This is a genomic window from Thalassomonas actiniarum, assembly GCF_000948975.2.
In the GTDB taxonomy this organism is placed as follows: domain Bacteria; phylum Pseudomonadota; class Gammaproteobacteria; order Enterobacterales; family Alteromonadaceae; genus Thalassomonas; species Thalassomonas actiniarum.
Genome location: NZ_CP059736.1, coordinates 86,928 through 113,341 on the forward strand (window position 1 = coordinate 86,928; position 26,414 = coordinate 113,341).

At 44.7% G+C, this 26,414-nt stretch carries 22 protein-coding genes and 1 pseudogene; 14 read left to right on the plus strand and 9 right to left on the minus strand.

What is annotated here, in order from left to right; all coding sequences use genetic code 11:
• Nucleotides 1-53 precede the first annotated feature (53 nt).
• A pseudogene (locus tag SG35_RS28985) lies at nt 54-347 on the minus strand (serine O-acetyltransferase); the annotation flags it as partial.
• A 17-nt stretch (nt 348-364) separates the two neighbouring features.
• On the opposite strand from SG35_RS28985, the gene sigZ reads away from it, so the two are divergent.
• On the plus strand, nt 365-919 hold the full coding sequence (gene sigZ / locus SG35_RS28990) for an RNA polymerase sigma factor SigZ (protein WP_044832654.1): 555 nt from the start codon (nt 365-367) through the stop codon (nt 917-919).
• A gap of 85 nt (nt 920-1,004) precedes the next feature.
• Here the strand turns inward: sigZ and SG35_RS28995 are convergent, their stop codons facing one another.
• Together SG35_RS28995 and SG35_RS29000 are read right to left on the minus strand one after the other, a co-directional pair.
• On the minus strand, nt 1,005-1,766 hold the full coding sequence (locus SG35_RS28995) for an aminotransferase class I/II-fold pyridoxal phosphate-dependent enzyme (RefSeq protein WP_236702585.1): 762 nt from the start codon (nt 1,764-1,766) through the stop codon (nt 1,005-1,007).
• 80 nt (nt 1,767-1,846) lie between these two features.
• Nucleotides 1,847-2,176 (minus strand): hypothetical protein, encoded by a 330-nt coding sequence (locus SG35_RS29000; RefSeq protein WP_236702586.1) that lies wholly within the window; start codon nt 2,174-2,176, stop codon nt 1,847-1,849.
• A 577-nt stretch (nt 2,177-2,753) separates the two neighbouring features.
• Between SG35_RS29000 and SG35_RS29005 the strand changes: the two genes are divergently transcribed.
• The 5 genes from SG35_RS29005 (at nt 2,754) to SG35_RS29025 (ending at nt 11,902) form a co-directional block, all read left to right on the plus strand.
• Entirely contained in the window at nt 2,754-4,955 is a 2,202-nt protein-coding gene (locus tag SG35_RS29005) for a winged helix-turn-helix domain-containing protein (protein WP_044832655.1), read from the plus strand.
• 620 nt (nt 4,956-5,575) lie between these two features.
• The gene (locus tag SG35_RS29010) at nt 5,576-8,383 is read left to right on the plus strand and encodes a glycosyl hydrolase family 18 protein (protein WP_044832656.1); all 2,808 of its coding nucleotides are present in this window, start codon (nt 5,576-5,578) and stop codon (nt 8,381-8,383) included.
• Between the two features lie 129 nt (nt 8,384-8,512).
• Nucleotides 8,513-9,433: a sensor histidine kinase gene (locus SG35_RS29015; RefSeq protein WP_053043004.1), complete on the plus strand. Its 921-nt coding sequence runs from the start codon at nt 8,513-8,515 to the stop codon at nt 9,431-9,433.
• A 348-nt stretch (nt 9,434-9,781) separates the two neighbouring features.
• Nucleotides 9,782-10,720: a bile acid:sodium symporter family protein gene (locus SG35_RS29020; protein ID WP_044832657.1), complete on the plus strand. Its 939-nt coding sequence runs from the start codon at nt 9,782-9,784 to the stop codon at nt 10,718-10,720.
• A gap of 354 nt (nt 10,721-11,074) precedes the next feature.
• Entirely contained in the window at nt 11,075-11,902 is an 828-nt protein-coding gene (locus SG35_RS29025) for a hypothetical protein (RefSeq protein ID WP_152646602.1), read from the plus strand.
• Between the two features lie 270 nt (nt 11,903-12,172).
• Here SG35_RS29025 and SG35_RS29030 read toward each other — a convergent pair whose 3' ends face one another.
• The gene (locus SG35_RS29030; RefSeq protein WP_053043005.1) at nt 12,173-13,132 is read right to left on the minus strand and encodes an MBL fold metallo-hydrolase; all 960 of its coding nucleotides are present in this window, start codon (nt 13,130-13,132) and stop codon (nt 12,173-12,175) included.
• 238 nt (nt 13,133-13,370) lie between these two features.
• Here SG35_RS29030 and SG35_RS29035 point away from each other — a divergent pair, with 238 nt between their 5' ends.
• Together SG35_RS29035 and SG35_RS32170 are read left to right on the plus strand one after the other, a co-directional pair.
• Nucleotides 13,371-13,538: a hypothetical protein gene (locus SG35_RS29035; protein WP_160298284.1), complete on the plus strand. Its 168-nt coding sequence runs from the start codon at nt 13,371-13,373 to the stop codon at nt 13,536-13,538.
• A gap of 15 nt (nt 13,539-13,553) precedes the next feature.
• On the plus strand, nt 13,554-13,685 hold the full coding sequence (locus SG35_RS32170) for a PEP-CTERM sorting domain-containing protein (RefSeq protein WP_084692713.1): 132 nt from the start codon (nt 13,554-13,556) through the stop codon (nt 13,683-13,685).
• A gap of 127 nt (nt 13,686-13,812) precedes the next feature.
• Here SG35_RS32170 and SG35_RS29040 read toward each other — a convergent pair whose 3' ends face one another.
• Nucleotides 13,813-14,841 carry a zinc-binding dehydrogenase gene (locus SG35_RS29040; protein ID WP_044832659.1) on the minus strand — a complete coding sequence of 343 codons (1,029 nt, stop codon included), beginning with the start codon at nt 14,839-14,841 and terminating at the stop codon, nt 13,813-13,815.
• Between the two features lie 279 nt (nt 14,842-15,120).
• On the opposite strand from SG35_RS29040, the gene SG35_RS29045 reads away from it, so the two are divergent.
• The 3 genes from SG35_RS29045 to SG35_RS29055 all read left to right on the plus strand — a co-directional run bounded on the left by SG35_RS29045 (nt 15,121) and on the right by SG35_RS29055 (nt 18,383).
• Complete coding sequence (locus tag SG35_RS29045; RefSeq protein WP_152646603.1) at nt 15,121-15,300, plus strand: hypothetical protein; 180 nt, start codon at nt 15,121-15,123, stop codon at nt 15,298-15,300.
• Between the two features lie 225 nt (nt 15,301-15,525).
• Nucleotides 15,526-17,709 carry an ATP-binding protein gene (locus SG35_RS29050; protein WP_044832660.1) on the plus strand — a complete coding sequence of 728 codons (2,184 nt, stop codon included), beginning with the start codon at nt 15,526-15,528 and terminating at the stop codon, nt 17,707-17,709.
• Between the two features lie 2 nt (nt 17,710-17,711).
• The gene (locus tag SG35_RS29055; RefSeq protein ID WP_044832661.1) at nt 17,712-18,383 is read left to right on the plus strand and encodes a response regulator; all 672 of its coding nucleotides are present in this window, start codon (nt 17,712-17,714) and stop codon (nt 18,381-18,383) included.
• A gap of 240 nt (nt 18,384-18,623) precedes the next feature.
• Here SG35_RS29055 and SG35_RS29060 read toward each other — a convergent pair whose 3' ends face one another.
• The gene (locus tag SG35_RS29060; RefSeq protein WP_044832662.1) at nt 18,624-19,094 is read right to left on the minus strand and encodes a BamJ family beta-barrel-assembly machinery protein; all 471 of its coding nucleotides are present in this window, start codon (nt 19,092-19,094) and stop codon (nt 18,624-18,626) included.
• Nucleotides 19,095-19,527: 433 nt separating this feature from the next.
• Between SG35_RS29060 and SG35_RS29065 the strand changes: the two genes are divergently transcribed.
• Nucleotides 19,528-21,540: a TonB-dependent receptor plug domain-containing protein gene (locus SG35_RS29065; RefSeq protein WP_044832663.1), complete on the plus strand. Its 2,013-nt coding sequence runs from the start codon at nt 19,528-19,530 to the stop codon at nt 21,538-21,540.
• A 292-nt stretch (nt 21,541-21,832) separates the two neighbouring features.
• Complete coding sequence (locus SG35_RS29070) at nt 21,833-23,020, plus strand: DEAD/DEAH box helicase (RefSeq protein WP_044832664.1); 1,188 nt, start codon at nt 21,833-21,835, stop codon at nt 23,018-23,020.
• Nucleotides 23,021-23,179: 159 nt separating this feature from the next.
• Here SG35_RS29070 and SG35_RS29075 read toward each other — a convergent pair whose 3' ends face one another.
• From SG35_RS29075 to SG35_RS29085, 3 genes are all read right to left on the minus strand, one after another.
• Nucleotides 23,180-23,764, minus strand: coding sequence for a hypothetical protein (locus tag SG35_RS29075; RefSeq protein ID WP_044832665.1), 585 nt, complete (start codon nt 23,762-23,764; stop codon nt 23,180-23,182).
• Nucleotides 23,765-24,074: 310 nt separating this feature from the next.
• On the minus strand, nt 24,075-24,425 hold the full coding sequence (locus tag SG35_RS29080) for a DUF3703 domain-containing protein (RefSeq protein WP_044832667.1): 351 nt from the start codon (nt 24,423-24,425) through the stop codon (nt 24,075-24,077).
• 418 nt (nt 24,426-24,843) lie between these two features.
• On the minus strand, nt 24,844-25,647 hold the full coding sequence (locus tag SG35_RS29085) for an AraC family transcriptional regulator (RefSeq protein WP_044832695.1): 804 nt from the start codon (nt 25,645-25,647) through the stop codon (nt 24,844-24,846).
• A 108-nt stretch (nt 25,648-25,755) separates the two neighbouring features.
• On the opposite strand from SG35_RS29085, the gene SG35_RS29090 reads away from it, so the two are divergent.
• Nucleotides 25,756-26,346: a class I SAM-dependent methyltransferase gene (locus SG35_RS29090; protein WP_044832668.1), complete on the plus strand. Its 591-nt coding sequence runs from the start codon at nt 25,756-25,758 to the stop codon at nt 26,344-26,346.
• Nucleotides 26,347-26,414: the final 68 nt, after the last annotated feature.

Here is a 26,414-nt window from a genome sequence, read left to right on the forward strand (position 1 = left end):
ACTTTGGACGGGGTGCAGCAAGTTTGCTGAGTATCGTTAACCGCAACTTTTAATTTGTTATGTATGATATGTCCGGGAATACCCAGTGCCGTAGCTCCTTCGGGTACGTCTTTTGTCACCACAGCGTTAGCGCCAATTTTGGCGTTTTTTCCAAGGCAAACCGGCCCGAGTATCTTGGCACCGGCTCCCACACTCACACCGCTCTCAAGGGTTGGATGTCGTTTGCCTTTACCCGGGCTTTTTCCCCTTAAGCTTTTTCCTCCCAAAGTAACGCTATGATAAAGGGTTACATCATCGCCGTTTCCCCTTATTGATGATTTAACGTCATAAATAACACCATCAATAAAAGCAGTTTGAGGTATTCATGCTTACCGAGTGGAAAAATCATAAAGCACAACTTCGCAGTTACATCGACATGCGATTGGACGACCCGGATGTTGTCGACGATATACTGCAAGAGGTCTACATTAAAGCCAGCAGCAATTTACATCAGCTTAAAGTACGCGGCAGTCTGAAGAGCTGGCTATACCGTATTACCCATAACCTGATCATGGATCATTATCGCGCTTATCACAGTTATGACGAGTTGCCGGAAAGCCTGGCCTCTGAAGAGCAAGACCCGATAGAGGAAAACTATAAAACCCTGGCCCTTTGCCTCAAACCTTTGATTGACGAGCTACCGGATAAGTACCGTATTCCACTGCAACTTGCCGAACTGGAAGGTTTGAGCCAGCAAGATATCGCCAATAAGTTGGGGCTGTCGTTATCCGGAGCAAAAAGCCGGGTGCAGCGAGGGCGAAAGAAATTTAGAGAACTGATGATGAGTCATTGTGACTTTGAGATTGGCAAAGGCGGCGTAACCGACTTTTCCCCTAAAGATGGCAAAGGAAAAATGTATTATAAAACCCTGTGCAAATAGCCAAAGGAGCCGTTGTACCTTGGCTTATTATCTTACCTAAATACGGGCAAGCCACAGCGGCCTATGTTTGCGCTTGCCCGGACCATTAAGCAGACAGCTTCTGCTGTAGTCGTTTAAAAGCCTCTTGTATCTGTGTTAAAGACGAGGCGATATTCATCCTGAACATTAACTCGTTACCGCTTTCGAACCAGGCGCCGGGGGTCTGTGCCATGCGGGCATCCACCAGCAGCTGCTTAACCTGATCTGCCGGGAGGGCGGTATTGCTAAAGTCCAGCCATATCTGGTAAGTCCCTTCTACCGGGTACAAGCGTACCTGGGGCAGTTCCTGCTGCAAAAAATCTTGTATCCGGTTAATTGAATTTTCAAGATATTGCAACAACTCATCCAGCCAGGCCTCACCTTTAGTGTAAGCTGCAATAGTGGCGTAATTAGTCAGGACATTGCTATGACCCAGGTACATGGAATCCAGAGAGGCATTAATTTTTGCCAATAAATTCTGGTTGGCGGTGTAAATATAACCATTGGAAATACTTTGCATACCAAAAGTTTTAGAGGGTGAGCCAATCAAGGAGGCAAAATTCTCTCCGGCAAATCCTGCCATGCTATGAAAGCGGTGCCCGGCAAAGATAATGTCAGCATGAATTTCATCGCTGATAATAAAGACCTGATGCGCCCGGGCAAGCTTAAGCAACCGTGCTAATTCATCTTGTGTCCATACCCGGCCCACCGGGTTATGGGGGTTGCACAGCAACATCACTTTCACTTTACCGCTGGAGAATTGCTGCTCAAGGTCATCAAAGTCCATCCGATAATGACCGTCAATAACCTGCAGCGGACTTCTGAGCACTTCACGGCTTGCTGAGCCAATGACTTTTTTTAACTAATGATAGACTGGCGTTTGGATCAAAACACCGTCGCCCGGCGCTGTTAATTCTCGCATAAGCATGGCGATTCCTGTAAGTACCCCGGGCACTTGCAACAGGTTTTCCTGTTCAAGTACCAGGTTATGGCGACGTTGATACCAGTTAACGTCGCCATAACCTTGTACACATTCTGGCTGTTGAACTCATAGGCAAAGTGGGCTCTTTGTGCCAGCCTGAACAATTCATCGCGGATCGGCAAAGCAACTTCAAAGTCCATATCCGCGACCCAATAGGGCTCAACATTTGTGGTGCCATAGACAGAATTGAGCATGTTCGGGTCATGCCGTATAAATTTGTTCTCGTGTTTTACATTGATCTTGTCAAAATTAGTCAAAGGAGTCTCCCGCATTAAATCCATCGATAAAGCCTTTCAGGCCATTTGCAACATTTAAGACGCTCCTTGACCGGAAATGACGCAACTTTTTTAACTATCCGACATATTCAGAGCCGCCTGATTAACCCAAGAGCAGGTTATTGACCGCCTCCCTTGAATTCATGGCAGCAACCTACCGATTTATCAGATATCTTTCCTGAATAAAACAAATAAAAGGCACTGCCGTTACACTGGGATTTTTGTTTATTTCACGGTTTTTTCTTTTTCTTTAACAGCATGACGGGCAAATTATGACAAAAATGAAATATTGTATACAGATCCAAGGTCTACAAGGGGCGGGGATAATGGAAAAATTTCATTTAGCCTTACTCAAAATGAAAATTATTTGGCTTGTTTGTATTTATTGTTGTTATAAACGTGTTTTTTGAGTAAAAATTTGAACGAGTGCTGAGCCCTTAAGTGCTTGCTTATGCAAGCAAAGTGCTGTGACTAAAAGGATATGAATGACATTCTGCCGCTATTCTTTTCCGGATTTTAAAAGAGTAGTGTCATGAATGACCAACAAGGAAAATGAATATTGAATACTAAGGTTGGCAAATGGCTGATAGATGAGCAGTCCCACAGTATTACCCATGGCGATGTCACCATCTCCCTAAACCTGGCAGCTTTTAAGTTATTGCAGCTTTTTATCGCCAACCCGGGCGAGATTATTCCTTTAGCTAAGATTAAGGAGCAGATATGGGAAACGGAATTTACCACAGACAACCTGGTTTACCAGACAATACGGGCTTTGCGTAAAGCACTGGAAGGGGATTCAGGAAAAAGTTATATCAAAACGGTTCCCCGCCATGGCTATCAATTGCTGGTGAGTATTGAAACTTTCTCCCCGCCCCCTGAAAACATCGTAGAAAAAACAGCTGAAGCCAAAATAAAACCAGAAAAAGCCACTTTCTTTTTGAGCAGGCGGATATTTGCTCTGGCTATCAGCTGCCTGCTGCTGATAGCCCTGGTGACAAGGTTCTGGTTCAACAAACCGGAGCTAGTACCAAATTCCGGCGGACACCTGGTTTTTGTCGAACATAAACTTGAGGTGGCAGCTCAGGAAGATCAAATTATCAAACGTTATCAAAGCAGCATTGCCAAAGCTCTTAATACCTCAGGGACTAAGCTCGCCGCTAACACAGCTTTACTGACGAAGTTGGACCAATTAGACGATACCAAGAAATTAGTCATTAAATTTCTCCCCAAAAAGAAAGCCGTATTGAATTTGCTGTTTGTCGGCAAACCTTCCCGCCTGGCCCACCTGTCTATCCAACCGCTCAGTAAACTGGTTGATGAGCAATCTCTGGCAGCGGTTTCCGGTGAGTTGCTGAAAGTTTTTCATGATCCCGCCTTAAAGCAGGATAATTCAGGCATTGCCGAACTGGTCAATGGCAGCAGGCAAGTTAAAGCATTGGCATCTTTGTCTTTTGATCAGCCCGGGCCTTTAGCCCAGGCGCGCCGGTTGATCGGTGAAGAGATAGAAAAAAACAGCCTGAATGAACAGCAAAAAAAAGCTAAATATTATTTTATCGATGCTTTATATGCCTTTTACCGCATCGAGTATTTTGAAGACCAACATTTAAGCCAAGGCATAAACTATCTGCTGTCGCATTATAACCAAAGCAGCTATTCCCTGATAGCGGCGGCCTTTTACCTGGCTAATCAGGATAATGTTGCTATTGCCTTTGAGCTGTTGAAAAACCTGGATCAAGACCCTTTTATTACCTTTATCCAGGGTTTGTTTCATTTAGAGCTTGATGAAGAACTGTCGGCATTAAAACATTTTGAAAAAGGCTATAACAGGGACAGGCACTTTGAGGATAACAGCTACTTTTATTTTAAATCCTTAGTATTGGGTAAACGCAGACAAGAGCTTGCCGCCATCTATCCCGGGCTGGAACATGAAAATTACCTGTCAACGAATATCTATTATGTCTTTTACGACTGGCTGATGATAAACGGAAATTATACCGAAGCCATGAAGCTGCTTGCCCGCTTCAGCGGGCAATTACTTTGCAACACGGACCTGTACGGCAATATGGCCTTACTCAATAACAGCTTGCTGGCGTTTAATGCTGCCGATACGTGGCAACAGCACCTGGCTGCTATCGACAACAGGGACTGGCGTATTCCCTGGCTGACTTATGTACAAATGCTTAATGAAAACAAGCTTTCGGCTTATCCCCTTTGGTATGGGGATTATCGCAAAAGTATTTTAGGGGAAGATACTTTTGCCGATCCGCTGATTTTATCTTTTTTTGCGCAATTGGCGTTGGGGGAATATCAGGAGGTTAACCATGCCTTGCCTCTGTTGGCAAGTGCAGAAGCAAGCTTTAACAGCATGACTTTTATAGAAATAGCAACGGCAGTGATAGACGCAGACATTGCCAGGCAAGAAGGTAAAAATGAAAATCTGGCCCGGATACTGGCTCCGGTGAAAGAGCAGGCATTGGCGTTTGAATGGGATGAACTGGCTTTAATCAATCAAGTATTGGCCAGTTATTTTACCCTTTACCGGGACTTAACCCGGGCAGAAGTACATTTAGTTGACGGATGTCATAAAAACCCCGCCATTTGCCTGGGTTGGCAAAACATTCCCTTGTTAACTCCGGTTATGCAAACCGATAAACTTCAACAGGCCCAGGCAAGGGCGGAGCAGCTGATTCACCAAAGCCGTGAGCAGCTTAATAAGCTAAATGAGCAAATAACAGGACAATGTGCAATAGCCGACACTTAAACTTCTCTTCTGCCGCCCTGGTCATTCGTCTTTCATTCCGCTTAACAGGGCGGAACTCATTTAAAAATCACTTCAGGCAAGTAGCAGCTAAAACTTTACCTGCTTATTATAAACACAGGGCTTGCTTTGTGCGGCCCATCTCCCTTGTTAACCGTTTGCATATGTGAATATTCATCGTGGTATCGCTAAAGTCATGCTAACTTTTCAGCAAAACCTCCTGGCTTTGTTATCGCCGGTCAAGGGTCGATGAATGCGCAAGCCTGCCCTTAGATAATAAATAATACCACTTGCCAATATCTTTTAGCCGTTTCAATTCAGCGGCAATAACTATCAATCACGTGCAAATCAGCATAAATATCGTACTGATTTTCAATAATTCAGGCTGATTCAGAGCAATTCAGAACTATTCAGAACAATAAAGACCTGACCATTTAGTCAACAATAATGCGGCCTGTCGATTATTTTCAGAACAATATTTGATTTTCCTTGTCATTTCCCCGCTGTTGTTCGTATTGAGCTCATTTCAAAAATTATCATAATGACCCGGTGCTTATTTGAACAAAGTTAATTGTGACTTCTTCATCTAGGTACTTAACAGAATAATCAAAGGAGTATGAGAAATGAGCTTTAATAAAAAACCACTCAGTTGGCTAATTGCCTCAATATTAACCGGAAGCAGTGTTTCAGTTGTCGCGGCCGAAGTGATCGAAGAGGCGGTCACTTATGAGAACGGCGGGCAATATACCATTGGCACTGTGGTCGACCACAACGGCAATTATTACCGCTGCGAAGGGGCATTTTGGGCCTACTGCGGTAACGCTGCCTATGAACCGGGTAATGCTAACGGCTTTTGGCAAACAGGTGCCTGGACCTTAATCGGCCCGGTGCCAACAGAAGGTAATGCCCCCGAAGGCGAAGAGCTCAGCATAATGGCGGAAATAGACTTCTACCACGGGGAAATTTGGGGCACGACCAGCTCGGTCGAATATGTCTTTGCCACCGACCTGACTGAAATGGTGATCGCTTACCCGCCTAATACCATTGCCGATATCACCAGTGCCTGGGGAGCCGATGCCAGCATTGAAAAAACAGGTAGCAGCGATATTGTCACCTTAACCAAAAAAACCGATATCACTTATGAAGTGACCCAGGTTGGTTTTAACCTGGTCCTTCAAGACGATGTTGAATTTCGCAGCCTGGCCACCATCAGTGCCGTGCTTAACGGTGAATCGGTACAGGTAAACAATAACGGCGTTAAAGCGGATGCGGTTGTGGTTGAAGCATCACCGGTGCCCGGCTTTGATCCCTTCCCAAAAACCATAGACGACAGGGTGATCACCCATTACAACAGCGCCAGGTCGACCCATAAAACCTTCCAGAACCCGACTTATACCGATGCTGCCGGCAATGAGCATGAGTATTTAATCGGTGGTTACTATACCGACTGGGGCGTTTATTCTCCTACCGCCTACACCCCCAATGAATTGCCGGTCAATAACATGAACTTTATCCAGGTTTCTTTTGCCGCCATTTGCAGCGAGGGAGACGCCAGCAACTGGTTCGGCAATGAAAGTGCCACCATTGAAGCCAGACCGAAAATTGCCGAGCTTTGTGCCGACAAACCCACAGGCACTATGATCATTCCCGATCATTGGGCACACTACGGCAAACCGGATATGAACCTGCCCGAGTGGAAAAGAGAGTGGAACCAGACGGCTTACCATGTTATCGACTACAGCCGAAATACCCCCAACCCCTTTGCATCGACGCCGACCAAAGCATTCTATAATGTCGGTGACGTCACCCTGAGAGAGCAAGGGGGCTTTGATTATGCCTGGGGTTTGAAAAACGATTTATCCCATATGGAGCGGGTATTAAACCGTAACGGCAAAAACTTCGATATGTACCTTTCCATCGGCGGCTGGACCTTAAGTGATCCTTTCCCGGTCATTGCCAATAACCCAAGTTACCGAACCACCTTTATCAACAGTGTGATCAACTACCTTAAGCTCAATGAACATATCACCGGCATTGATCTTGACTGGGAATTTGTCGGCGTTGACGGTGCAAAAACCGGTATTATGGGAGACAGAGACACCAACAACCATACCAAGCTGGTTTATGAACTGCGCCAGGCACTCGATGCCCTGGGCAATCAACGCGGCGTTGACTACCAGTTATCCTCCGCCATGGGCACGGCGCCCAAACATTTAACCAAGGTAAACTGGCAGCCGGTGACCATAGACGGCGTCGATTACCCCGGCATCGGCGACATGTTAGATCATATCTTTATGATGTCTTATGACTACTACGGCGCCTGGGACAATACCGTAGGCCACCATACCGCCCTTTATACCAACGGCGAACTGGAAGGACACAGTATCGACAGTGCCGTGCAATACCTTAAACAGCAGGGGATCAACTCCCGCAAACTCATCATAGGCTATGCCGGTTACGGGCGTTTATGGGCCAATGTCAATCCGTCTGAGCTTAATACCAGCGGGCAATATGCCTTCCCGACCGAAGCCCAGGGTAATTCGCCCGGCAATATCGGTACCCTGGAAGCCGCCAACGTTGCCTGGCGCCATATCAAAGCAACCGCCTATGACGACCAGGGTAATTTAAAGCCAGGTTATGAGTATGTGCGCGATGAAAAAGCTAAAGCCGAATATCTGGTTGCAACCAATCCCGACGACAATAGCAAAAATGTGGTGGTCACGTTAGACACCCCATGGGCGGTACAGAAAAAAGCGGAATATGTGGTTGCCCAGGAGCTCGGCGGTATGTTTACCTGGGCACTGGATAACGATGACGGTGACTTGTTAAATGCTGCCAATACCGGCTTAGGGGCGAGAAAGTTATATGACGATATGCGCCCGAGCGCCAGGGAAAACTCCTTGATCCTTTACCGCTCTAAAGAAGCCGAGTTCTGCTCGAACCCTCATACCAAACTGGCCTATGCCAATGAAGTGTTGACAGATTTTGTTATCAACTTCCTGACCTTAGGAGTGAGCGGTTTAAGTAAAACCATAGAAGCAGGCATCAACGCCTTTATCGATGCGGTAACCGTCGACAATAAAACGGTACTTGAACTCACCGATGAAGAGTGGCAAATGTACTTTGATGTCCTGCGCGGTTTGGAAACCGCCGACGGTCAGCCACTGGATGAAAGCAAACTGAGCAAGGAATATGTCACGACGCTTGCCGACAGCGTACTTGAAGCCGGCGCCGGTGCCCTGGCCGATACCTTATTGACATCAACGCCGTTGTTGATCGACTTAGGTATCTCTATCGGCAGTGATTTCGTGCTCGACTTGATTATTCCGGCCAACGGCGATTACTGTGACCGCATCACCCGCGACACACTTGATCCCTGGCAGCAGTTAAGTAAAGATCATCCGGAGCTGAAACATAACTTCGGTTATTAAGTTCCATATTTGAAAACGAGGTTAGCTTATTCAAGTTAACCGTTCACAGCACAAGGCAAATATTCGTCAGCTGTATGAAGAGTATTTGCCTTTTTAAGGGGCTGAAAAGAAGCGGTGCATGCCTGGTAAGTGACCCGGGGCGATCTGCTGAAAGATTTGGCAAATGAAGCGGTTGAGGCGACGATTGTTGATGTTGCCACAGGCATTATCCTGGTGGCTTTTTTACTGTTTTTATCGGTCGGTTTTATTGCCATACGATTTGTTGTAGAGCCGGCTAATGCCTTGACCGCAAAGATCAAAAAGATAAAACCTGAAGATCTAGAAAAACGTATTAAAGTGCAGGATGTCCCCAAAGAGCTGTTTCCCATCGCCAGTGCCATGAATGATGCGCTTGAAAGGGTGGAAAACAGTTTTGAACAACAAAAGCACTTTATTACCGATGCCGCACATGAACTGCGTACTCCGCTGACGATATTTTTAAACCGCTTAGAGTTAAAAATACCACCGTCGACGGCAAAGGATAAGCTGATTAACGATGCCCGGTACATCTCCCGCATCGTCGAACAATTGCTTGACTTGTCCCGGGCACAAAATATGACGGGACAACAGCTGTCGACCCTTATCCTGTCGGATGTGGTTAAAAATGTTTGTTCGCATCTTGCGCCTATGGCGGTTGATAAAAATCAGGCATTGGAACTGGTGGATAAATGTGATGTCTGTACCGTAAAAGCCGATGAAGGAGAGTTGACCGTCATAATCAAAAACCTGTTGGAGAATGCCATCAAACACACTCCACCCGGCGCTGGAATTAGAGTCTCGATATCAAACAGGGCTTTTTCGGTTGAAGACTCGGGAAAAGGTATAGCCAGTGAAATGCAGGAGCAGATCTTTGAGCGTTTTTGGCAGGAAAATCAATCAGACAGAAGCGGCAGCGGGCTTGGTTTAGCGATCACAAAAGAGTTATTAAGCCATTACGATGCGACAATTTCGGTAAGTACCAGCTCGACTTTAGGCGGGGCAAAATTTTATGTTAAATTTGTTAACGGTTAAGGTTCAATCGGATTAGTTCAGAGCAAACCTGACAGGCAGCTATGAGCGAAAAGCGGGCGTTGAACCGAACCTTTTATAACGACTATTCCTACACCATGGCAGATGCTCCGCACAATTCATAAAATCAGTCGTAAGAAACTATAAATAGAGTTAAACGACTGAATTTCCGGGGTGAGCTGACTACATTTGAGTACCGAATTTATTGGTAATTTCTGGATATCCAGATCTGTTACAGTAAAGCAGGTGCACAATGAGAATTCAATCTTGCCATTAGGGCATATTTACTAACGCCAAGGCTCACAAACCGCCATAGAATGCTGAACAATTCCTATTTACTCCGGGTTAACGATGAATAATGGTGTTTTACTAACAGTGATAGTACCGCTGGCGATGTTTTTGATGATGCTGGGATTAGGAACAACCCTCACAACTCAGGCGTTGACGACGGCGCTGCGCAATAAAAAAGTGCTGGGACTGGGGTTGTTGGCGCAACTTGCTGTCGTGCCGGTTTGTGCGGCGCTGGTAGTGTTTACGGTTGATATGCAAGCGGAGTTCAAGCTGGGGATTATGCTGCTTGCCTGTTGCCCCGGCGGCACAAGTTCCAATTTATTTTGCCACCTGGGTAAAGGTAATCTTGCCCTTTCTGTTGCCCTGACCACATTTTCCAGCCTGGCGGTATTGCTTACCATGCCATTGATCCTGGAAATCAGCGCTCAGGCTATTTTCAGCACCGCTATGCCGCTTGATATACCGCAGCTGGAAATATTAAAAAGGCTTTTTTTCATGACCTTGTTGCCTGTCATGACAGGCATAGCCATCAGCCATTATTTTCCCGCTTTGGGCGAGAGAATTGCGGAGAAAAGCGGTCCGTTCGGCCTTGCCTTTTTGATCTTTTTAGCGGGTTTGATTGTGATGAAGGAATGGCAGAATTTAATCGCCTATTTGCCTGTACTTGGGGCAACCATACTGGGTATGACTTTGTTTATTTTAGCCTGTGTGATGTTCATGCTTAAAATAGTCTCTCCCTCAATGCGAGACCGTTTTACCATTTATATTGAAGCCTGCATTCAAAGCTCTGCGCTGGCGATGTTTATTGCGCTGACGGTTATGGAAAACGGCAGTATGGTTGCAATTCCGGCGGGTATGTATTCGCTGACTATGTACCTGATTGGTTTTTCTCTGGTGTTTTTCTATCGCCGAAGCCAAAGCACCTTGACGGAAAAGGGGATGAGCCCCAGCATGCAACAAGAAATATCCGAGCAACTGGCAACAAATTCGGACAGATAAAAGATTATTTATAACAAGGACAGTAGGGGCTTATCACAAGCTTTACTGTTTATGTGAGCACCTTCTTAAATATACCGCAGGCAATTTCGAAGAACTTGTCGTTTATCCACCTGTGTCAGGTAAGTTCGCTTATCAGCCAAGAAGGATTATTTCCCCGTCATCATACCCGGTAAAGTTAGTTTTCGGGTATCTGGTTTTACCTGTTGTTATTTCCTGGCTGTTAAAGTTCAATTTGAGATAAGGAGGTAATGCTCAGGGGAAATGTCATAGCTAACTTGTTACAATTTATAACATTATACTTTTGCCTTTCACTCAATGCTTTTGATTTTCATCACTTTTCCAAGTTATGCATTGGTGTTAAACGAAGCTGATACCTGGCAGCAAGCAGACGGTCAGTTCAATTCACGTCTTAGTATTACCATGGAACCGGGCAGTACTATTTTGAAACGCACAGATGGCTTTAACTCCAGCTTTTACACCGGGGATTTTGTCTTTAACGGTGGTGAGGTCTACGGCGGTATATTCCTGCGCTCCATTAAAGGGGTTTCCTTTTCCGGGACGGTTTTTCATGAAAAAGTCACGGTTATGTACCCGGGTGAAGCAATAACCGTTAATGGCGGCAGTTTTGCTGAGTTTTACGTATTGCCTATCAATGATGGCCTGACGATTTTAAACGGTGAATTCAGCGAACAGGCACACCTTATCAATATATACGACAATGTCACGATTGAAGGGGGAGTTTTTAGTCAAGGTATCAGGCTTTCTCCGGCTAATTCTGCAGATAAAGTGGCTCATTTGAAATTGGTGGGCACCAACTGGAACCTGAACGGTGCAGCTGTCAGTTTTGCAAACGGTGTTGCTGATATATCCAACCAGTTGGCAAATGGCGCCCAAGCGCGTGGTTATGCTATTTTACAAGGTACTTTGGCTGACGGTAACGATGCCGAAATCTGGATCGATTATGCTGAGGCCAGCAGCACAGTAACTTTACATGAAAGTACAAATATTATGGGAGCTATCGGCGGCCTTGACGCCATTACGGTAGAATGCAGTAATGTAACAACCGGGCAGGTGATCAGTTTTAACAGTTATGAAGGTGATAAATTCGACTGTAAAATTAAGGGCCTGGACACTTCTGTCGATGATGAAGTTGTAATTAAAATAACCGGCCAGTCTAAATAACTTTAGGCTTTTATATTCGATCTGGTGTACGGTATTTTTAACGGGTGCCGTACATATTAACAGGAAGAGCTGGCAAATAGGTAGAGGATGAATTGGAGGACCAAAAGCTGGAGCCAGATAAAGGTTTTGGTCAGTCTATTTATCTTGGCGCGATTACAAAGGAAACGCGGTGAATGATGCGAAGATCCGTTGTCGCGGATCTTCGCTCGAGATTTTTAGTCGGGCATTTTATGCAAGTTAGCCGACCCTGCACTTTATAAAGAGCAGGCTTTAAATTACCTGCTCTTTTTGCTTTTTATACATCTGCTTCACTTGTTGCTTGAGCTGTGAATCGAAGTTTTTATATAAGGCTTTGTATTTTGGAGCCAGGATAATGTTGGCTTGTGACAGGATTTCCTTCTGCTTTTTATTCTCTTTATAGCCATCTTTTACCAGTTTCCAGACACCGGTTAATAAATCAGCATCTCGCTTTACCGACTTCACCGTTGTTGCACTGCCGTGTCCGGTTAAGACAACAGCTGGATTTAAGCCTACCACAGCGTAAAGGGTATCAATCAAATTAGGGATATTTGCATGCGGCGTCATGATCGGCATCCAGTCAGAATTTAAGACGTCACCGCCAAAGATGATTTTTTGCTTTGGCAGCCACATCAAAACATCTCCCGGCGAATGCCCGTTATTGGAAAAGATGAACTCAACATCCACCCCTGCGAGATTGCGTTTTTCTCTTTGAGCCAATAACGAAGCAGGATACGCCATCTCGGTAGTACCGGTTGCACCTTTAGTCATGCGGGAAAAGGCATCGATATCTTGCTGTCCATACTTCTTCATGGTCTTTGTTGCTTGGCTACTGGCAATAATCTCAGCGCCGCTATTGGCAAAGGCAGCATTACCCAACCAGTGATCGGCGTGGCTATGGGAGTTCACCACCCATAACACAGGTTTATCTGTCACTGATTTAATAGCTTTTTTAATTTCTTTACCAATGGATTCAGAGGAGCCGGTATCAAATACCAGCACCCCCTTGTCGGTGACCACAAAGTGACTATTGGAATTCCAGCCTTTATTCTCTGGTGTTGGTAAGCCAAATGAGGGGGCAACCAGGCTATAGACATTTTCAGCAATGGGGGTTACTGAAAAATCAAAGGCAGTATTCGTTGCCTGCGCGCTGTTGGCCATCAAACCCGTTAAGGCAAGGGGCAGTAAAATTTGTTTAAAGATTTTCAACATGACTTCCTATAATTTCAATAGATTAATTTTTAAATTATCAAGTTATGGCGCATTAATGAGCTGGCTTTTTTATAACAAAGCATTGGCTTTAAGCGAACGTCTTTGAGATGAACATGTGGTTTTTTAAGTTGAAATCTCATTCTGATTTTAGCTATTTGAAATGGGATTTAAGCTGAACCGGCTTGTTTTACCGGCTGTTATTTAAAAACTGCTGATAGTTCCTGGCCGGGAGTTTTTGTTGTTGGTTATCAATGTCGACGACCCGGTAAAAGCCCAGTGTTTTCTTGGCAGGGCCCAGCTGGCATTGGCGCAATGCTTGTCTAAAGAGTCCATGAAAATATGTACTTTGGGGGCAGGTGCTCACGATGAGGATAGAGGGTATATGCCGCTTGACGTTAATTCATAACCTTCCTGTACCGGGATGTGCTTGCCGTTGCGTCAATGCTCATGCACAGTGGTTCTTACCAGGGCAGATAAACCTGAGCCCTCAGCCCTGGCTATTTTTACCTTGGCTATGGCGGGCTTAATCTTACGAAGATATAAAAAGTCATAACAAAAAACAGGTTTCATAAAGCATTTAAGGCACTTATCGGGTGCCTTTTTTATTTGGCCCGTTCATATAAAATAACCTGATACATGAAAGCCAAGGCAGCACTTTTTTGTTGAGCTGTACACTGCTGTTAGTCGTTTGACGCCAGTGTTAACACCACTTTGCCGACGGTTTTTCCTGATCTGAGACATTCGATGGCCTGATGCGCCTGTGAAAAGGCAAAGGTGTGACCAACATAAGGGGCGGCTATATCAATACGGCCCATTTGCGACACTAACTCAGCCATTAAACCGGTTTCCTGCCACAGCCAGATCAAATTAAATGCCATCACGGATTTATTTTCGCTGATCATTTCCATTACATCGTATTTGGGCCGTTTCAGGTATTGCCAGGCGGCTTTAAGATAATTCGGGCGATTTTTGCCGGGAGTAAACTCGGCAGCGCCAAAGACCACCAGGCGTCCCATGGGCTTTAGGGCATTGAAGCTGGCGTATTGTACTTCACCGCCGATTGCATCCAGCACCAGATCCAGGGTGATGTTAAGTTGTGTTAACTGGTCGGCAAAAGGTTGTTGGCGAATATAGCTTTGCTCAAAACCAAGGGATTTTAACAAAGCCGCTTTTTCCTCACTGGAGACAAATCCCACGGGGTGGGCGCCTAATGCCCGGCAGATTTTCATTGCCTGCAAACCGACACCGCCAGCGGCACTTTGCACCAGCACTTGCTGGTCTTTTTTGATATTGCCAAGCGCTGTCAGGGCATACCAGGCGGTTAAGGTTTGTACCAGGTAGGCGGCCCCCTGTTCGAAACTCCAGCTTTCGGGTAACAGCTGCAGATGTTCAGGTGTAGTATCAAGCTTGTCGACATAGCCCCCGAAACGTGTGACTCCCATGATGCGGTCACCGACTTTAAAATCGGTGACCGCATCACCCAGAGCTGTGACTACACCTGAATACTCCAGACCGGGAATAAAGGCACCTTTCGGGGTGGCGGAATAAAGGCCGGTTAAGGCGAAGATATCGGCGAAATTTAAACCAACGGCTTTGACTTCTATCCGGACCGAATCAGGAGCCAGTTCAGCTAAATCTTCTGTGATCAGCTTCAAGCGCTTAATAGCTCCGGCGTGGCTGGTTTTCCAAACATTTCTTGTTGTTAGCATAAAAAGACTCTTTCATCTCGGTTGACTTTCCAGAACAACTTTTGCTCATTGTTTATTTGCTTAAGCCCAAGGTTAACTCCCGGAGATAATAAAATTTGATTTCTGCATATTCAGTGCACATTTCTTTTTTATCATGAGGGAAAACCATAACGCCAATTATTTTATCTTTTTAGTGAAACGATAATCATCATTGAAGCCTGCCGTCCGGCAGTCAAAAAAACAGACTGAACAAGCACTAAGGTCAAATGTGCTTGCAAATAAAAAACCATTAGGCACTACATGAATAAATTAGCATTCTCATCTATGGAAAATCATCCCGACAATGATGTCAATGTAGCAGAACTCCAGGAAAAACAACCTGCTGAAAAAGTCATGGCGAAGCCCTTGATAAATGCTAAAAGAGAAGCCCGGGCGCAAGCCCTCTATGTTTTATTTAACCGCTATAAGGAATCAAGGTAATCAAGATTCACCCTGAATGCTGTTGTAGATGGCCGATGATAAAGTAAAACCAGGACAAAGGTTAAGCAGGGCAATATTAATAATAACGCCATGTTTAGCATTAAGATACGAAAGATTAACATGCTAAGGAGGGGCTTCACTTGATGCGGTTTTTTCCAGAAGATAAGCCATTGACTAAAAATAGCGGGTTTGTTTAAATCCGTTTTTTTCTTTCGATACAGCCTGATGAAACGTTTCTCTTTTGCCACCTTTATATTGCTAGCAAGCCTCTCCTCGTTCACTTTTGCTGAGCATAGCCCGGAAACTTTACAGCAGGCGATCGCGAAAATCTCATTAAAAGACCATGATGCCGAGCAACAGGCACTTGCCTTGCTGTCTTCGGTGCAGCAGCAACAGCAACCGGCATTAACGGCGCAAGCGCTGTTGTTTGTGATGCGGGCACAGCGGAAAAACAGAGATTTTGACGGTGTTAAAGCGAGTTATCAAAAGCTGGCGTTGATGACAGAAGAAAATCAGTTATACAAAGCCCATGCGCAGGGGTTACTGCTGTTGGCAAAAAGTGAGCGCATGATCGACAAAAATGACGTGGCCTTAAAAATCATTGAACAGCAGGCATTGCCGTTGGCAAAAGCGCATGCGCCTGAGTTGTTGGGGAATATATATACCGAAGCGGCCAATAATGTTGCGCTTATTCCCGACTTTGAAAAATTTGAACCTTATTTTCAATTAGCGATTGAAACCCTTAAAAAAGAACAAGACTTCAAAAAATCAGCCCGGATGCTGGCGATTAAAGCTAATCACCTTTCCTCGTACGGCAATATTAAAGCGGCCTTACCGGCATTGATGTCAGCGATTAAAGAGCAATTGGCGCTTGATGATAAGTCCGGGTTATTTTTATCTTACACCGCCCTTGGCACCCTCCATCATGAAATAGAAAACTATCAGCAAGCACTGGCATATTTTCAAAAAGCCCGGGACTTAGGGCATGAATCCGCAAGAAACCTGGCTTCCTTAAACTATAAAATGGCCTTTAGCTATTATAAGCTGCAGCAATATGATGAGGGTATTGCTTATATGGATAATGCGCTGGGTTATATGGTGAACCATTCAAGCAAAAAAGATTTAGCCACAGTGCACCTGGGAAAAGTCTTAATATTTATTGAACAGCAAAATTATATTGCCAGCCTCAGTACCTTAAATAAAGTAAAAGCCCTAGTGAAAGACGTTAATTCTGAACGGGTGCATGAAGATCTTCAAACCTCATTTGCCAACTATTATCTTGCCGTGGGGGATATTCCATCGGCAGTAAAAAGTATTCAGGCCTCACTCGCCTTTGAGACTACCCATATCGCCATGAACATCGAAAAATATGAAACCGCCAGCGATATTTATGAACAGGCGGGGGACTATGCTAAGTCACTTTTCTACCTGAAAAAGTTACGAGAATTCGAACGTGAAAAAGCGCAAGTTAAAGATGAACAAAGAGTGTTCCAGCAGCAAAATGAAATAAATTTGCTTAATGCGCAGAAAAACACCGCGCTGGTTAAGCAACAGCTGCTGGAAAAGCAAAACCAAGTGCAGTTACAGCAAGCCGAGCAGCAAAAGCTGTGGTTTTATGCCGGCATGAGCGCACTTTGTCTGTTCGCTTTGTTTAGTTTTTTCTATTTACGGCAAAGCCAGAAAAAGCGTATTGCCCTGGAGCAGTCGAAGCTGGTGATGGCGCTGATGGAGCAAAAAAACCAGTTTATCGCCAATGTTGCCCATGATTTGAAAAATCCGATCACTGTGATCCAGATACATTTGGAAGCCCTGAAAGACGGCATGGTAAAAAATCCCGAACAGGCACATGACATTCTTAGTCAGCGTCTGGCAGAGCTGACCAATAGCATTGAAGATTTACGTCAGGTATCGTTATTGGAAATGGGCGCTTTGAGCTTAAACCCCGAAGCGCTGTTGTTTAAATCCTGGCTGCAACAGGAAATAAATGCCTACCGGCCGCTGGTGGAGTCCAAAGGCCTGTCTTTTAGAGTCTCGATTAAACTCGAAGGTACGGCAATCGTGATTGCCGATCCGGGTCGTTTATCGCAAGTGTTTGCTAATATTATTAAAAATTCGTTGCGTTATACGCATCAACCGGGAAAGTTAACTATTATTGCCAGGCAGCATCAGCAAACGGTTGAGCTGCTCATCAAAGACAGTGCGCCTGCGGTGGCAGAGAGTGAGTTGAATGATTTGTTCAGTCATAGTTATTGCAGTAAAAAGACACAAGCCATGTCAACCCAAAGCAGTGGTTTAGGGTTATATATATGTAAGCAAATAATTGAAGCTCATCAGGGGGAGATCAGTGCGTCACTTTCAAACTTGGGGGGCTTGTGTATTAACATAACAATGCCGCTGGCGGATGAATAAAGATGAACGGACAAATGATATTAATTGTTGAAGATGATCTTGATATTGCAGATATTGTCGCTACCTATCTGCAGGCGGCGGGTTTTATGACCAAGCATTTGAGTGACGGCAATGAGGTTGTCGGCTGGGTAAAAAGCAATACGCCGGCGCTGATCATTCTCGATATCCATCTTCCGGGTAAAGATGGCCTGGATATTTGCCGGGAGGTGCGGGCATTTTCTGAAGTCCCTATTATTATGGCTACCGCCAAAATAGAGGAAGTTGACCGCCTGATCGGCCTGGAGATAGGAGCAGATGATTATGTCTGCAAGCCCTATAGTGTCAAAGAAGTGGTTGCCCGGGTAAAAGCCAATTTACGCCGCTTTGGCAAGCTCGCCAATGCGGCGGGAAAGTTAATCCTGGACAGCGACAGCTTTTGCCTGAACTACCAGGGGCAGGCGGTAGAGTTAACGGCGATAGAATTTTCCTTGTTCCACCTGCTTTACGCCAACCCAAGCCGAATTTATTCCCGCGGGCAAATCATTGACCTGGTTTATCAGGATTATCGTGATGTTTCTGACCGGACTGTGGACAGCCATATCCGAAATTTACGCAAAAAATTAAGTAAATTGCCGTTAGAGCATGATTTTATTCGCTCCATTTATGGTGCAGGATACAAGTTTGAAGCTATTTAATTGGCGTCTGCTTTATCGTTAGTGATGTCGATGTTTGCGCTGTTACTGATGAGGCGCCGGGAGTTTTTCTCTTAGTCTGTTGCTGCAATTTAAGTCTTTTGAGAAAACGTTGACTCCAAATGAAATATTATTGAGCTTTTCTGCTTTTCCAAAAAGCTGGCAGAGATGGACATGCAAAGACTTATCGCCATGAAAATCAGGCACTCTCAATCTGAAAGTGCCTGACGCCAATGCATTGAACTATTGAATTTCCAGCAGTTCTACTTCAAAAATAAGCATGGAACCGGGTGCTATTTTTCCTGCGGCCCTATTGCCATAGCCTAACTCTGCCGGGATGAAAAACTTAAATTTATCACCAACCACCATTAACTGAACCCCTTCGGTCCAGCCGCGTATCACTTGGTTTAAACCAAAGCTGATGGGCGCGCCGCGTTCTACCGAGCTGTCAAAAACAGTACCGTCTATTAAAGAGCCATGATAATGCACTTTTACTTTCGAACGGGCTGTGGGGTGCTCGCTCCCTTCGCCTTTTTGTAAAACTTGATATTGTAATCCTGAAGCCGTTTCAGTCACTCCCTCTATCGCTTTGTTTTTTACTAAAAAGTCTTTGCCGATAGCAATGTTCTCAACCGCGACTTTTTTATTATTTGCGCTTCTGGTGAAATAAAATACCACCAGTGCAATAACGATAGCTAAAACAACATATTTCATAACTCATCCTATTAATTTGTAGATGTGCGCATTCTAGCACCAGTCGCTTTTGGCGATAAACAAAATTGCATGCTTAAGATAAGAATAATCAGCTATAAATTTCAGTTTTTTGATGTATCAGGTGTTTAAGGCGTAATCCTGGGATAACTATGGCATTTTTAGTTTATGGGGGGATAACGGCTCTGTCGTGTTATTAAATTTAATGCAAAATCAGCATTTATCTTCTTTACTTGATCTTGTTAGCTGTCAGGGGCTTTAGAGCTCTTATGTTGTTTATTTTGTGCCAGGCTATTATTTGTTTATTTTGGCTGAAGCCATTTAGCAAATGGCACTTGAACAAAAAGAACTACATAAGTTTCTTCTGGTACTGTGATGCTGGGGTTAATACAGCGCTCATCATAGCCGAAGTAAAGCCTGAAATGAGGTTGTACGCATGCATGGTTTTTTCTTTGGCCGAGCCATATATAATATTGCTCCTATCCTGTTTATTTGTACGTCTTGCTGTTATGCCAAGGCCTGCCTATCACAGCAGGCCAGTGATGATAATCTGTTTAGTTTGAGTCTTGAGCAGTTATTGGCAATACCGATCACTGTAGCCTCCACGCAGCCGGAATCTCTGTTTGATACCGGGTCTACGGTATCGGTGATTACCGCCAAGGATATCCGGACTTATGGTTACCAATCGATTTCAGATGCCATCAGTAAGCTTGCTGGCGTAGAAGTGATCCACACCTATTTTCAAAAGAATTTAACCACTATCAGGGGAGTGTTGCAGGACAATTATGCCAACAAGGTACTGGTGATGATCAATGATGTGCCCAGTTGGGATGGTACTTATAGCGATAATAAACTCAACCGTATCAATATTCGTGATGTTGAACGCATTGAGGTACTTAAAGGCCCGAGTTCAGTATTGTACGGCACCAATGCCTATAGCGGTGCCATTAATATTAAGCTTAAAGATCAACGTACTGCCTATGCCAATGCTAATCTTCAGCTTGGTAATCATAGTCATCATGTACTGAATTATTCGCAAAGTTTTGATGTCTTTGAACAAAGCAAATTCTTTCTTGCGCTCTCAAAAAAACACCAGGGCAGGCAGCAAAGAGATTTTACCGCCGAAAACCAAGAAACCGCTCGAGTCACCGATTTCATCGATAATGATAACATCAGTGTCGTGTTGACACATGGCAAGCATAAAGTACTGGCCAATGCCTATGAAATTGATGAAAACTTTTTTGCTTTTGTTCCTTTTTTCAGTAGAGCCGGCGGTCCGCTAAAAAATGAAGGTTATATGTTCAGTTATGGTTATGAAAACGAGCTCGGAGCGCAGGGCAAACTCAACTATCTTTTTGCCTACGACAGGACAGAAAAAAGCTACTATCGCTTTGCCGACAAAAGAGAATCAAGCAGCAGAAAAAGCAGGAGAATACATCATCAGCTCAGTTTTAATAAGCTGTTAACTGATAGCTATTCTTTAGAGCTGGGTGTAGATTATGACACGCGCAGGAGCCTGGATTTTTCTAATTATGATTTTGCCGGAAACTTTATACTGGGGCAGAACATAACCGGCAGAAGTCTTTCTTCCTATGCTTTTTGGAGTCAATTAGGCGTAAACCATAGTAAACATCATTGGCTGTTCGGTGTTCGAAACACCGAAAATGAACTTTTCGGCACCAACCTGTCCGGGAGGTTAAGTTACCGTTATGATTTATCAGCAAAGCAACGGATAAAATTTATTGCGGCTCAATCATATCGTTCACCCTCCATCTTCGAACTTTTCTTTATTGATATCGGGGCAGGCGTTCATGGTAACCGGGAGTTAAATCCCGAAACCAGCGACTCTTTTGAAATTTCCTATCTGTCTGTAGCGCCAAACTGGTCCTTGCAGGCAACAGCTTATTATGCCTTTTATGATAATAAAATATTCAGGCGAATAGGCGACCTCATACTCGAAGACGGCACAGTTGCCCCCAATGTAAACATTTATAATAACGGCGAAGAGTTTACCGGCTACGGCGTAGAAATTGAGACTCGCTACCAGAGCAGGAACAACTGGGGCGCCATGTTAAGTGCTAACTATCTGGACGGTGACGATGGAGATAAAGCTGGCAGGGACGAGCATTATAATTTTAAGTTTGTCCCTAACTATTACTTCTCCCTGGGTTTGAACAAATCCTGGCATAATGTCACCCTGGCAGCCATGCTCAGCTATCGCAGCAGCAGTAGTGGGCCTGAGTCTCCCATCAGCTCCTCCATCACCTTAGATATCAATGCCAGCTATACACAAGACCTGGCTGGCTATCAGTTATCTCATAACGTCAAAGTGAATAACCTGACCAAAGAGCAAGTCAATATGGCCGAATACGTCAGGCGCCGTGGTGTTAGCCAGGTGCCAATTACCCACGGACGTTCAATAAGTTACCAGTTGAGCATTCTTTTTTAAGCTATGAGCTTTTAGGGCAAGGCAAGTTGCATCCTGGCATGATGTGATTGATACGTTTAAATGAAGCCGGACTCCTCACTTATTTTTGGACGCTGAAAGTTAACGGGTAAAGTTCAGTTTGCCTGTTCACAACTGCTACTACGAAGTGCCCGGCTTTTCTGCGTACGCTTTCGGTTCCTGCCTTGACGCTATGTGGTTTGTTGTTATACTGCGCGGCTCTTTTTACTCGCGATCTGCTATTAGCACCAGCAGGCAGAGCAATCCGTTGATAATTATATGCCCGAGGTTCTAAATGCCATTCTCAAAACTTGGATTATGTGATCCTATTTTACAGGCCGTATCTGAGCTGGGCTATAAAGCGCCCACGGCCATTCAGAAACAAGCAATACCTGTTATCTTGTCGGGAAAAGACTTAGTTGCCGCCGCACAAACAGGTACCGGCAAAACCGGCAGCTTTGTCTTGCCTGTGCTGGAGAAACTGAATTCTGAGCGCAAGCTGCGTGGCAAGCGTATTCGGGCACTTATCCTTACCCCTACGCGTGAGCTGGCGGTGCAGGTTGAGGCCAGTATTAGCCACTACGGTAAGCATCTGGAGCTGAGTTCCATGGCAATGTATGGCGGCGTAGATTCCCAACCTCAAAAACAGCGGCTGATCTGGGGCATAGACATTCTCGTTGCCACCCCGGGCAGGTTATTGGATATGGCGCATCAACGGGCGCTGCATTTTGATGAACTTGAAGTCCTGGTGCTGGATGAAGCTGACAGAATGCTGGATATGGGCTTTATCGACGATATTAATAAAATTATTGATCGCTTGCCTGAGCAGCGTCAAAACCTGTTATTTTCTGCCACCATTTCTGACGATGTTCGCCGGTTGGCGAAAACCGCCATCAGGGATGCTGTAGAAATATCGATTTCTCCCGAACGTGCGACCACAGCAAAAATTGACCAGTGGCTGATCACGGTAGATAAGGGCAATAAATCCGCCTTGTTGAGTCATTTGATTAAGGAGCAGCAGTGGGATCAGGCGCTTATCTTTATTGAGACTCAACACGGCGCCGCCAAGCTGGCGAGCCAACTGGAAAAGCGCGGCATTAGAGCCGAGGCCATTCACGGCGGCAGAACCCAGGCGGTTCGTGAAAAATTACTGGCCGACTTTAAATCGGGAGAATTACGTTTTTTAGTGGCTACCGGCGTTGCTGCCCGGGGCATTGATATCGATGAGCTTCCTCGTGTGGTGAATTATGATTTGCCGGATCAGGCAGACGATTACATTCATCGCATTGGCCGTACCGGACGTGCCGGTGCATCCGGTGAAGCCATCTCTTTTGTGTCAAAAGATAATTTTAGAAACCTTTGTGCGATAGAAAGTCGTTTGGGACATATTATTGAGCGCAAAGAAATTGAAGGTTTTCCCGTCAAAAAGGTAGTGCCGGTTTCTATTTTAAATTACGTGCCTAAGCACAAGCGTAATCAGTAGCGGCGGTGATAACTGCAGTGGTCAGTTAAATTTGGCCACGCTTTTCAATAAAACAAAACTTGGACAGCTAAAGCCTGACGCTGTTTTAATGCTCTAGTTACGCGAGATTCCGGCCCGTAAAAATTTGATTATGAAACCTGCAAGCTTGCCTATATGGAATTAATATTTTTTGTATGGCTGCCAGTTTTGATATTCCTGATTCCATCCTGATGTCAGTGACAGGTAAATTTGCTGCTTTTGCAGTTTATCAATGCCTTTTTGCAGTGCCTGAGCTATATTGCCTCCAACCCCGCCGGTAGGCAATGCAACTTTAACATTCAGCCGGGCAAAAAAAGTTCGTCTGATATTATTTAATTTAAGTTTATCAATAACAGGGTCAACGGCTGCCGCAGTAAAAATAAAGCCATCGACCCTGGCATGTTGGATCATTTTGATCGCCCCTTCAATTTTAGGGATCCCTATCGTTGGAAAATCAAAAAGGTTTTGATGGGCCAGGCTTACCACAATTTTGTATTGCTTTAAGTTATCCATAGCGACCTGATTCAGGGATTGGGGAAAAGGGAATAAATCCATCTGATAATTTATTCCGCCGGCATCCAGTATGCTGGCGATAACATTAGGTAAAGGTCCGGACAGGGTTTCGGAAGCGGAAGGACGTTTTGCAACGGCGACTTTTATCGTTTTTTCATTTGCATTTATTTGCCCCGACAATAATACCAGAAAAATAAAAGCATAGAGTTTCATGTTTACCGGCTGGTTTTTACGCAGATGAGGACACTTTCAGTAAGTATAAGGCAATTATGAAAAACAAGTTGCAGCCTGTATCGGCAAATTAAGGCCCATTAACTCTAGTCCATAACCGGTATAAGCCTGACATGCGTGAGCGGGCTATCAATACCGTTATGCTTTTGGTCAGTTTTCTGGTGAGCTGTCTCCCGGTCAATTTTTTTGACTTTCAGTTGAAAAGAAATGGCCGGGTAGGCTATTGCAAGTCGTAATAGCAAAACTGCAATAAGGCTCCCTTTTGCGAGCCACTTGCGCAGTATCATATGAGTTAGCTGTCCGGGATTTCATCAAGGAGTTTTTGCAATTCTTGCGGAATAGGCATCTTTTTCAAGGGATTGACATTGGCCCCGCCGGTGTTGCCAATAGGCACCCAAATCCGGGAAAAAATAATAGAGGCAATGATTCGGGTAACTTGTCCGAAGATTTCTTTATTATCGCCGGTTTTCCAGCCAAGCCTAAGCATCCACCAGTGAGATCTCGTGTGAGGGATAATGTATGACTGGCCAAGGATATGGGCCCTTTCCAGGTGATGAAAACTCTGAGAGTAATTACTCTTGTTATACGCTTCTTTTGCCAGTTGCATTTCCCGTTCGAATGCATTTTTGAGTTTACTTTTCATATTCAAACCTCTTTAACTGTTCAAACTCACAAGCATTAACAATAACTCGGAGTGTGTCTGCTTATAATATTCAAGATATCTAAAGAAAACTTGAATAAACCTGCTAATGTATCCCAGCCTGTGTTGATTTGAAGTCAGATCAGCTCCCACCTGCAACGGAGGATGAAGCCCGAATGAATCAGAGATAAGATAGTGATTCAACCATAAAACTGTGGTCAATCCTGCTTGTCTATTACACACTCTATAAAATGCCATTTGTAAAGACATCTGCGGGGGAAGTTGTTTGGTAACCGAGTACTTTTTATATGGTGATTCAACAGGTTTTAACCACAGCGTACTGGTAGGGAAAACTTATTAAGTTTATGGAAACAGTATCGGAGGGGCAAAACCGCTTTGTTCAGGTTTTGAGTGAAATGAGCTATTGCTGCGACTTTTGCCCTCGTCGCCAGGCTGCGGGTGTTTGCTGATGGAATTTTTTAAATTGCCGAATAAAATGAGTGACGTCTTGCCAGCCTAAGCTAAGCCCTATCTGCTCAACCTTTTCATCGGTATTTGCCAATAGTTCCATAGCCCGTTTGAGTCTGTGCCTGATAATCCATTGACCCACAGTGTATCCGGTTGACTGCTTAACCTTAGTTGCCAGGTAAGCCGGGCTGATATGGAGTGCCGATGCAACGTCTTTCAGGCTAATGCCTTCGCAGCTATGTGATTGAATATATTGCATCGCTTTGCTGACTTTGGTTTCTGCCCCCAAATCCACAAGGGTGAGTTTCGACGCTTTTCCGGCTTCGTTTAATATCAAACAAACTAAACTCTCTAAAACCTTGCTCGATTTCCCTGCCGTCAATTCATTTTGGACTTCATTAAACAGGTTAATCACGTAATCGAGCCTTGCTGAGGGTAACTTGAAGATAGGCAAAGCACCTTTGCGTACCTGGGCAAAAGGGCGCATCAGTTCATGCTTCTCATCTAAGTGAATTGAATAGGGGGCAAAGCTTAACCAGTGCACTTGCATATTTTTACCTTTAACTAAGGCGTGCGGCATACCTGATGGCACTAAGGTAAGCATGCCCGGCTTAATATTCACGCTTTGTTCGCCTTCAAAGGTAACGTAACCTGCCAGCATCAGGGTGATCACATATTCTTCATGAGCATGATGTTTTTCACTATGCAGTTCGTCGATATGAGCGAAGCCGGAGTCAACAGGGAGATAAGAGTTCAAACCAATAAAAGCCAAAAATAAGCCGATTATTACTAAAGTTTAGCACTGTGACTGTGCTTAAACCTAGGACAAAATAGGCTTATCAAAACAAAACAGGTTAAATCATATATGAATCACTGGAATGACGAGCACGCTTTATCTTATGACGAAAAATGGGGAGAGCTAGAGTTTCATCAGCAAATTCCTGCTTTGGCAAAGGTTGCGGCTGACTATCGCATTGTCGAAGTCGGTTGCGGAGGTGGCTACTTAAGCTTATGTTTGGCGCAACATGCTGCCGGGGTTGAAGTACTGGCCATTGACCCTACCGAAAAAATGATTGCGCTAGCTAAAGTAAGGCAACAAAAAGCCGATTTGCCAGAATATCAGCTTCAATTTATTAAGGCGGGGGCCGAAGAGCTGGCAGTGGAAGACGCCTCGGTGGATTTAACGCTGGCAGCTTTTTCGGTTCATCATTGGCAGGATTCTAAATTAGCCATGTCGCTCATTTTTCAAGGATTAAAACCCGGCGGACGCATTTGGCTGTGTGAAGACCTGAACACACCTATTGACGGAGATATGCAAGTGGATAACTCATTAAAATCATTTAACGGCATTAAAGCCCTGCTTGAACTGTCAGGCTTTACGGGGATTAACAAAAGTTTGCACACTTCATCCGAAGGTGAGTTTCTGGTTGTTGAAGCGGTTAAACCTTTTAGTTAAGTGCAGTCTCTAGCGAGAGAAAATTTCGGCTTATTGGGTAACACTGAGGTTAACATGGGTGGAGTATG

Excerpts from the sequence above, each read along its gene's own strand:
- SG35_RS29065 (WP_044832663.1), top strand. The coding sequence starts at position 19,528 with ATGCATGGTTTTTTCTTTGGCCGAGCCATATATAATATTGCTCCTATC.
- SG35_RS29075 (WP_044832665.1), bottom strand. The coding sequence starts at position 23,764 with ATGAAACTCTATGCTTTTATTTTTCTGGTATTATTGTCGGGGCAAATA.
- SG35_RS29020 (WP_044832657.1), top strand. The coding sequence starts at position 9,782 with ATGAATAATGGTGTTTTACTAACAGTGATAGTACCGCTGGCGATGTTT.
- SG35_RS29055 (WP_044832661.1), top strand. The coding sequence starts at position 17,712 with ATGAACGGACAAATGATATTAATTGTTGAAGATGATCTTGATATTGCA.
- SG35_RS32170 (WP_084692713.1), top strand. The coding sequence starts at position 13,554 with ATGTGCTTGCCGTTGCGTCAATGCTCATGCACAGTGGTTCTTACCAGG.
- SG35_RS29030 (WP_053043005.1), bottom strand. The coding sequence starts at position 13,132 with ATGTTGAAAATCTTTAAACAAATTTTACTGCCCCTTGCCTTAACGGGT.
- SG35_RS29070 (WP_044832664.1), top strand. The coding sequence starts at position 21,833 with ATGCCATTCTCAAAACTTGGATTATGTGATCCTATTTTACAGGCCGTA.
- SG35_RS29040 (WP_044832659.1), bottom strand. The coding sequence starts at position 14,841 with ATGCTAACAACAAGAAATGTTTGGAAAACCAGCCACGCCGGAGCTATT.
- SG35_RS29090 (WP_044832668.1), top strand. The coding sequence starts at position 25,756 with ATGAATCACTGGAATGACGAGCACGCTTTATCTTATGACGAAAAATGG.
- SG35_RS29060 (WP_044832662.1), bottom strand. The coding sequence starts at position 19,094 with ATGAAATATGTTGTTTTAGCTATCGTTATTGCACTGGTGGTATTTTAT.
- SG35_RS29050 (WP_044832660.1), top strand. The coding sequence starts at position 15,526 with ATGAAACGTTTCTCTTTTGCCACCTTTATATTGCTAGCAAGCCTCTCC.
- SG35_RS29045 (WP_152646603.1), top strand. The coding sequence starts at position 15,121 with ATGAATAAATTAGCATTCTCATCTATGGAAAATCATCCCGACAATGAT.
- sigZ (WP_044832654.1), top strand. The coding sequence starts at position 365 with ATGCTTACCGAGTGGAAAAATCATAAAGCACAACTTCGCAGTTACATC.
- SG35_RS29010 (WP_044832656.1), top strand. The coding sequence starts at position 5,576 with ATGAGCTTTAATAAAAAACCACTCAGTTGGCTAATTGCCTCAATATTA.
- SG35_RS29080 (WP_044832667.1), bottom strand. The coding sequence starts at position 24,425 with ATGAAAAGTAAACTCAAAAATGCATTCGAACGGGAAATGCAACTGGCA.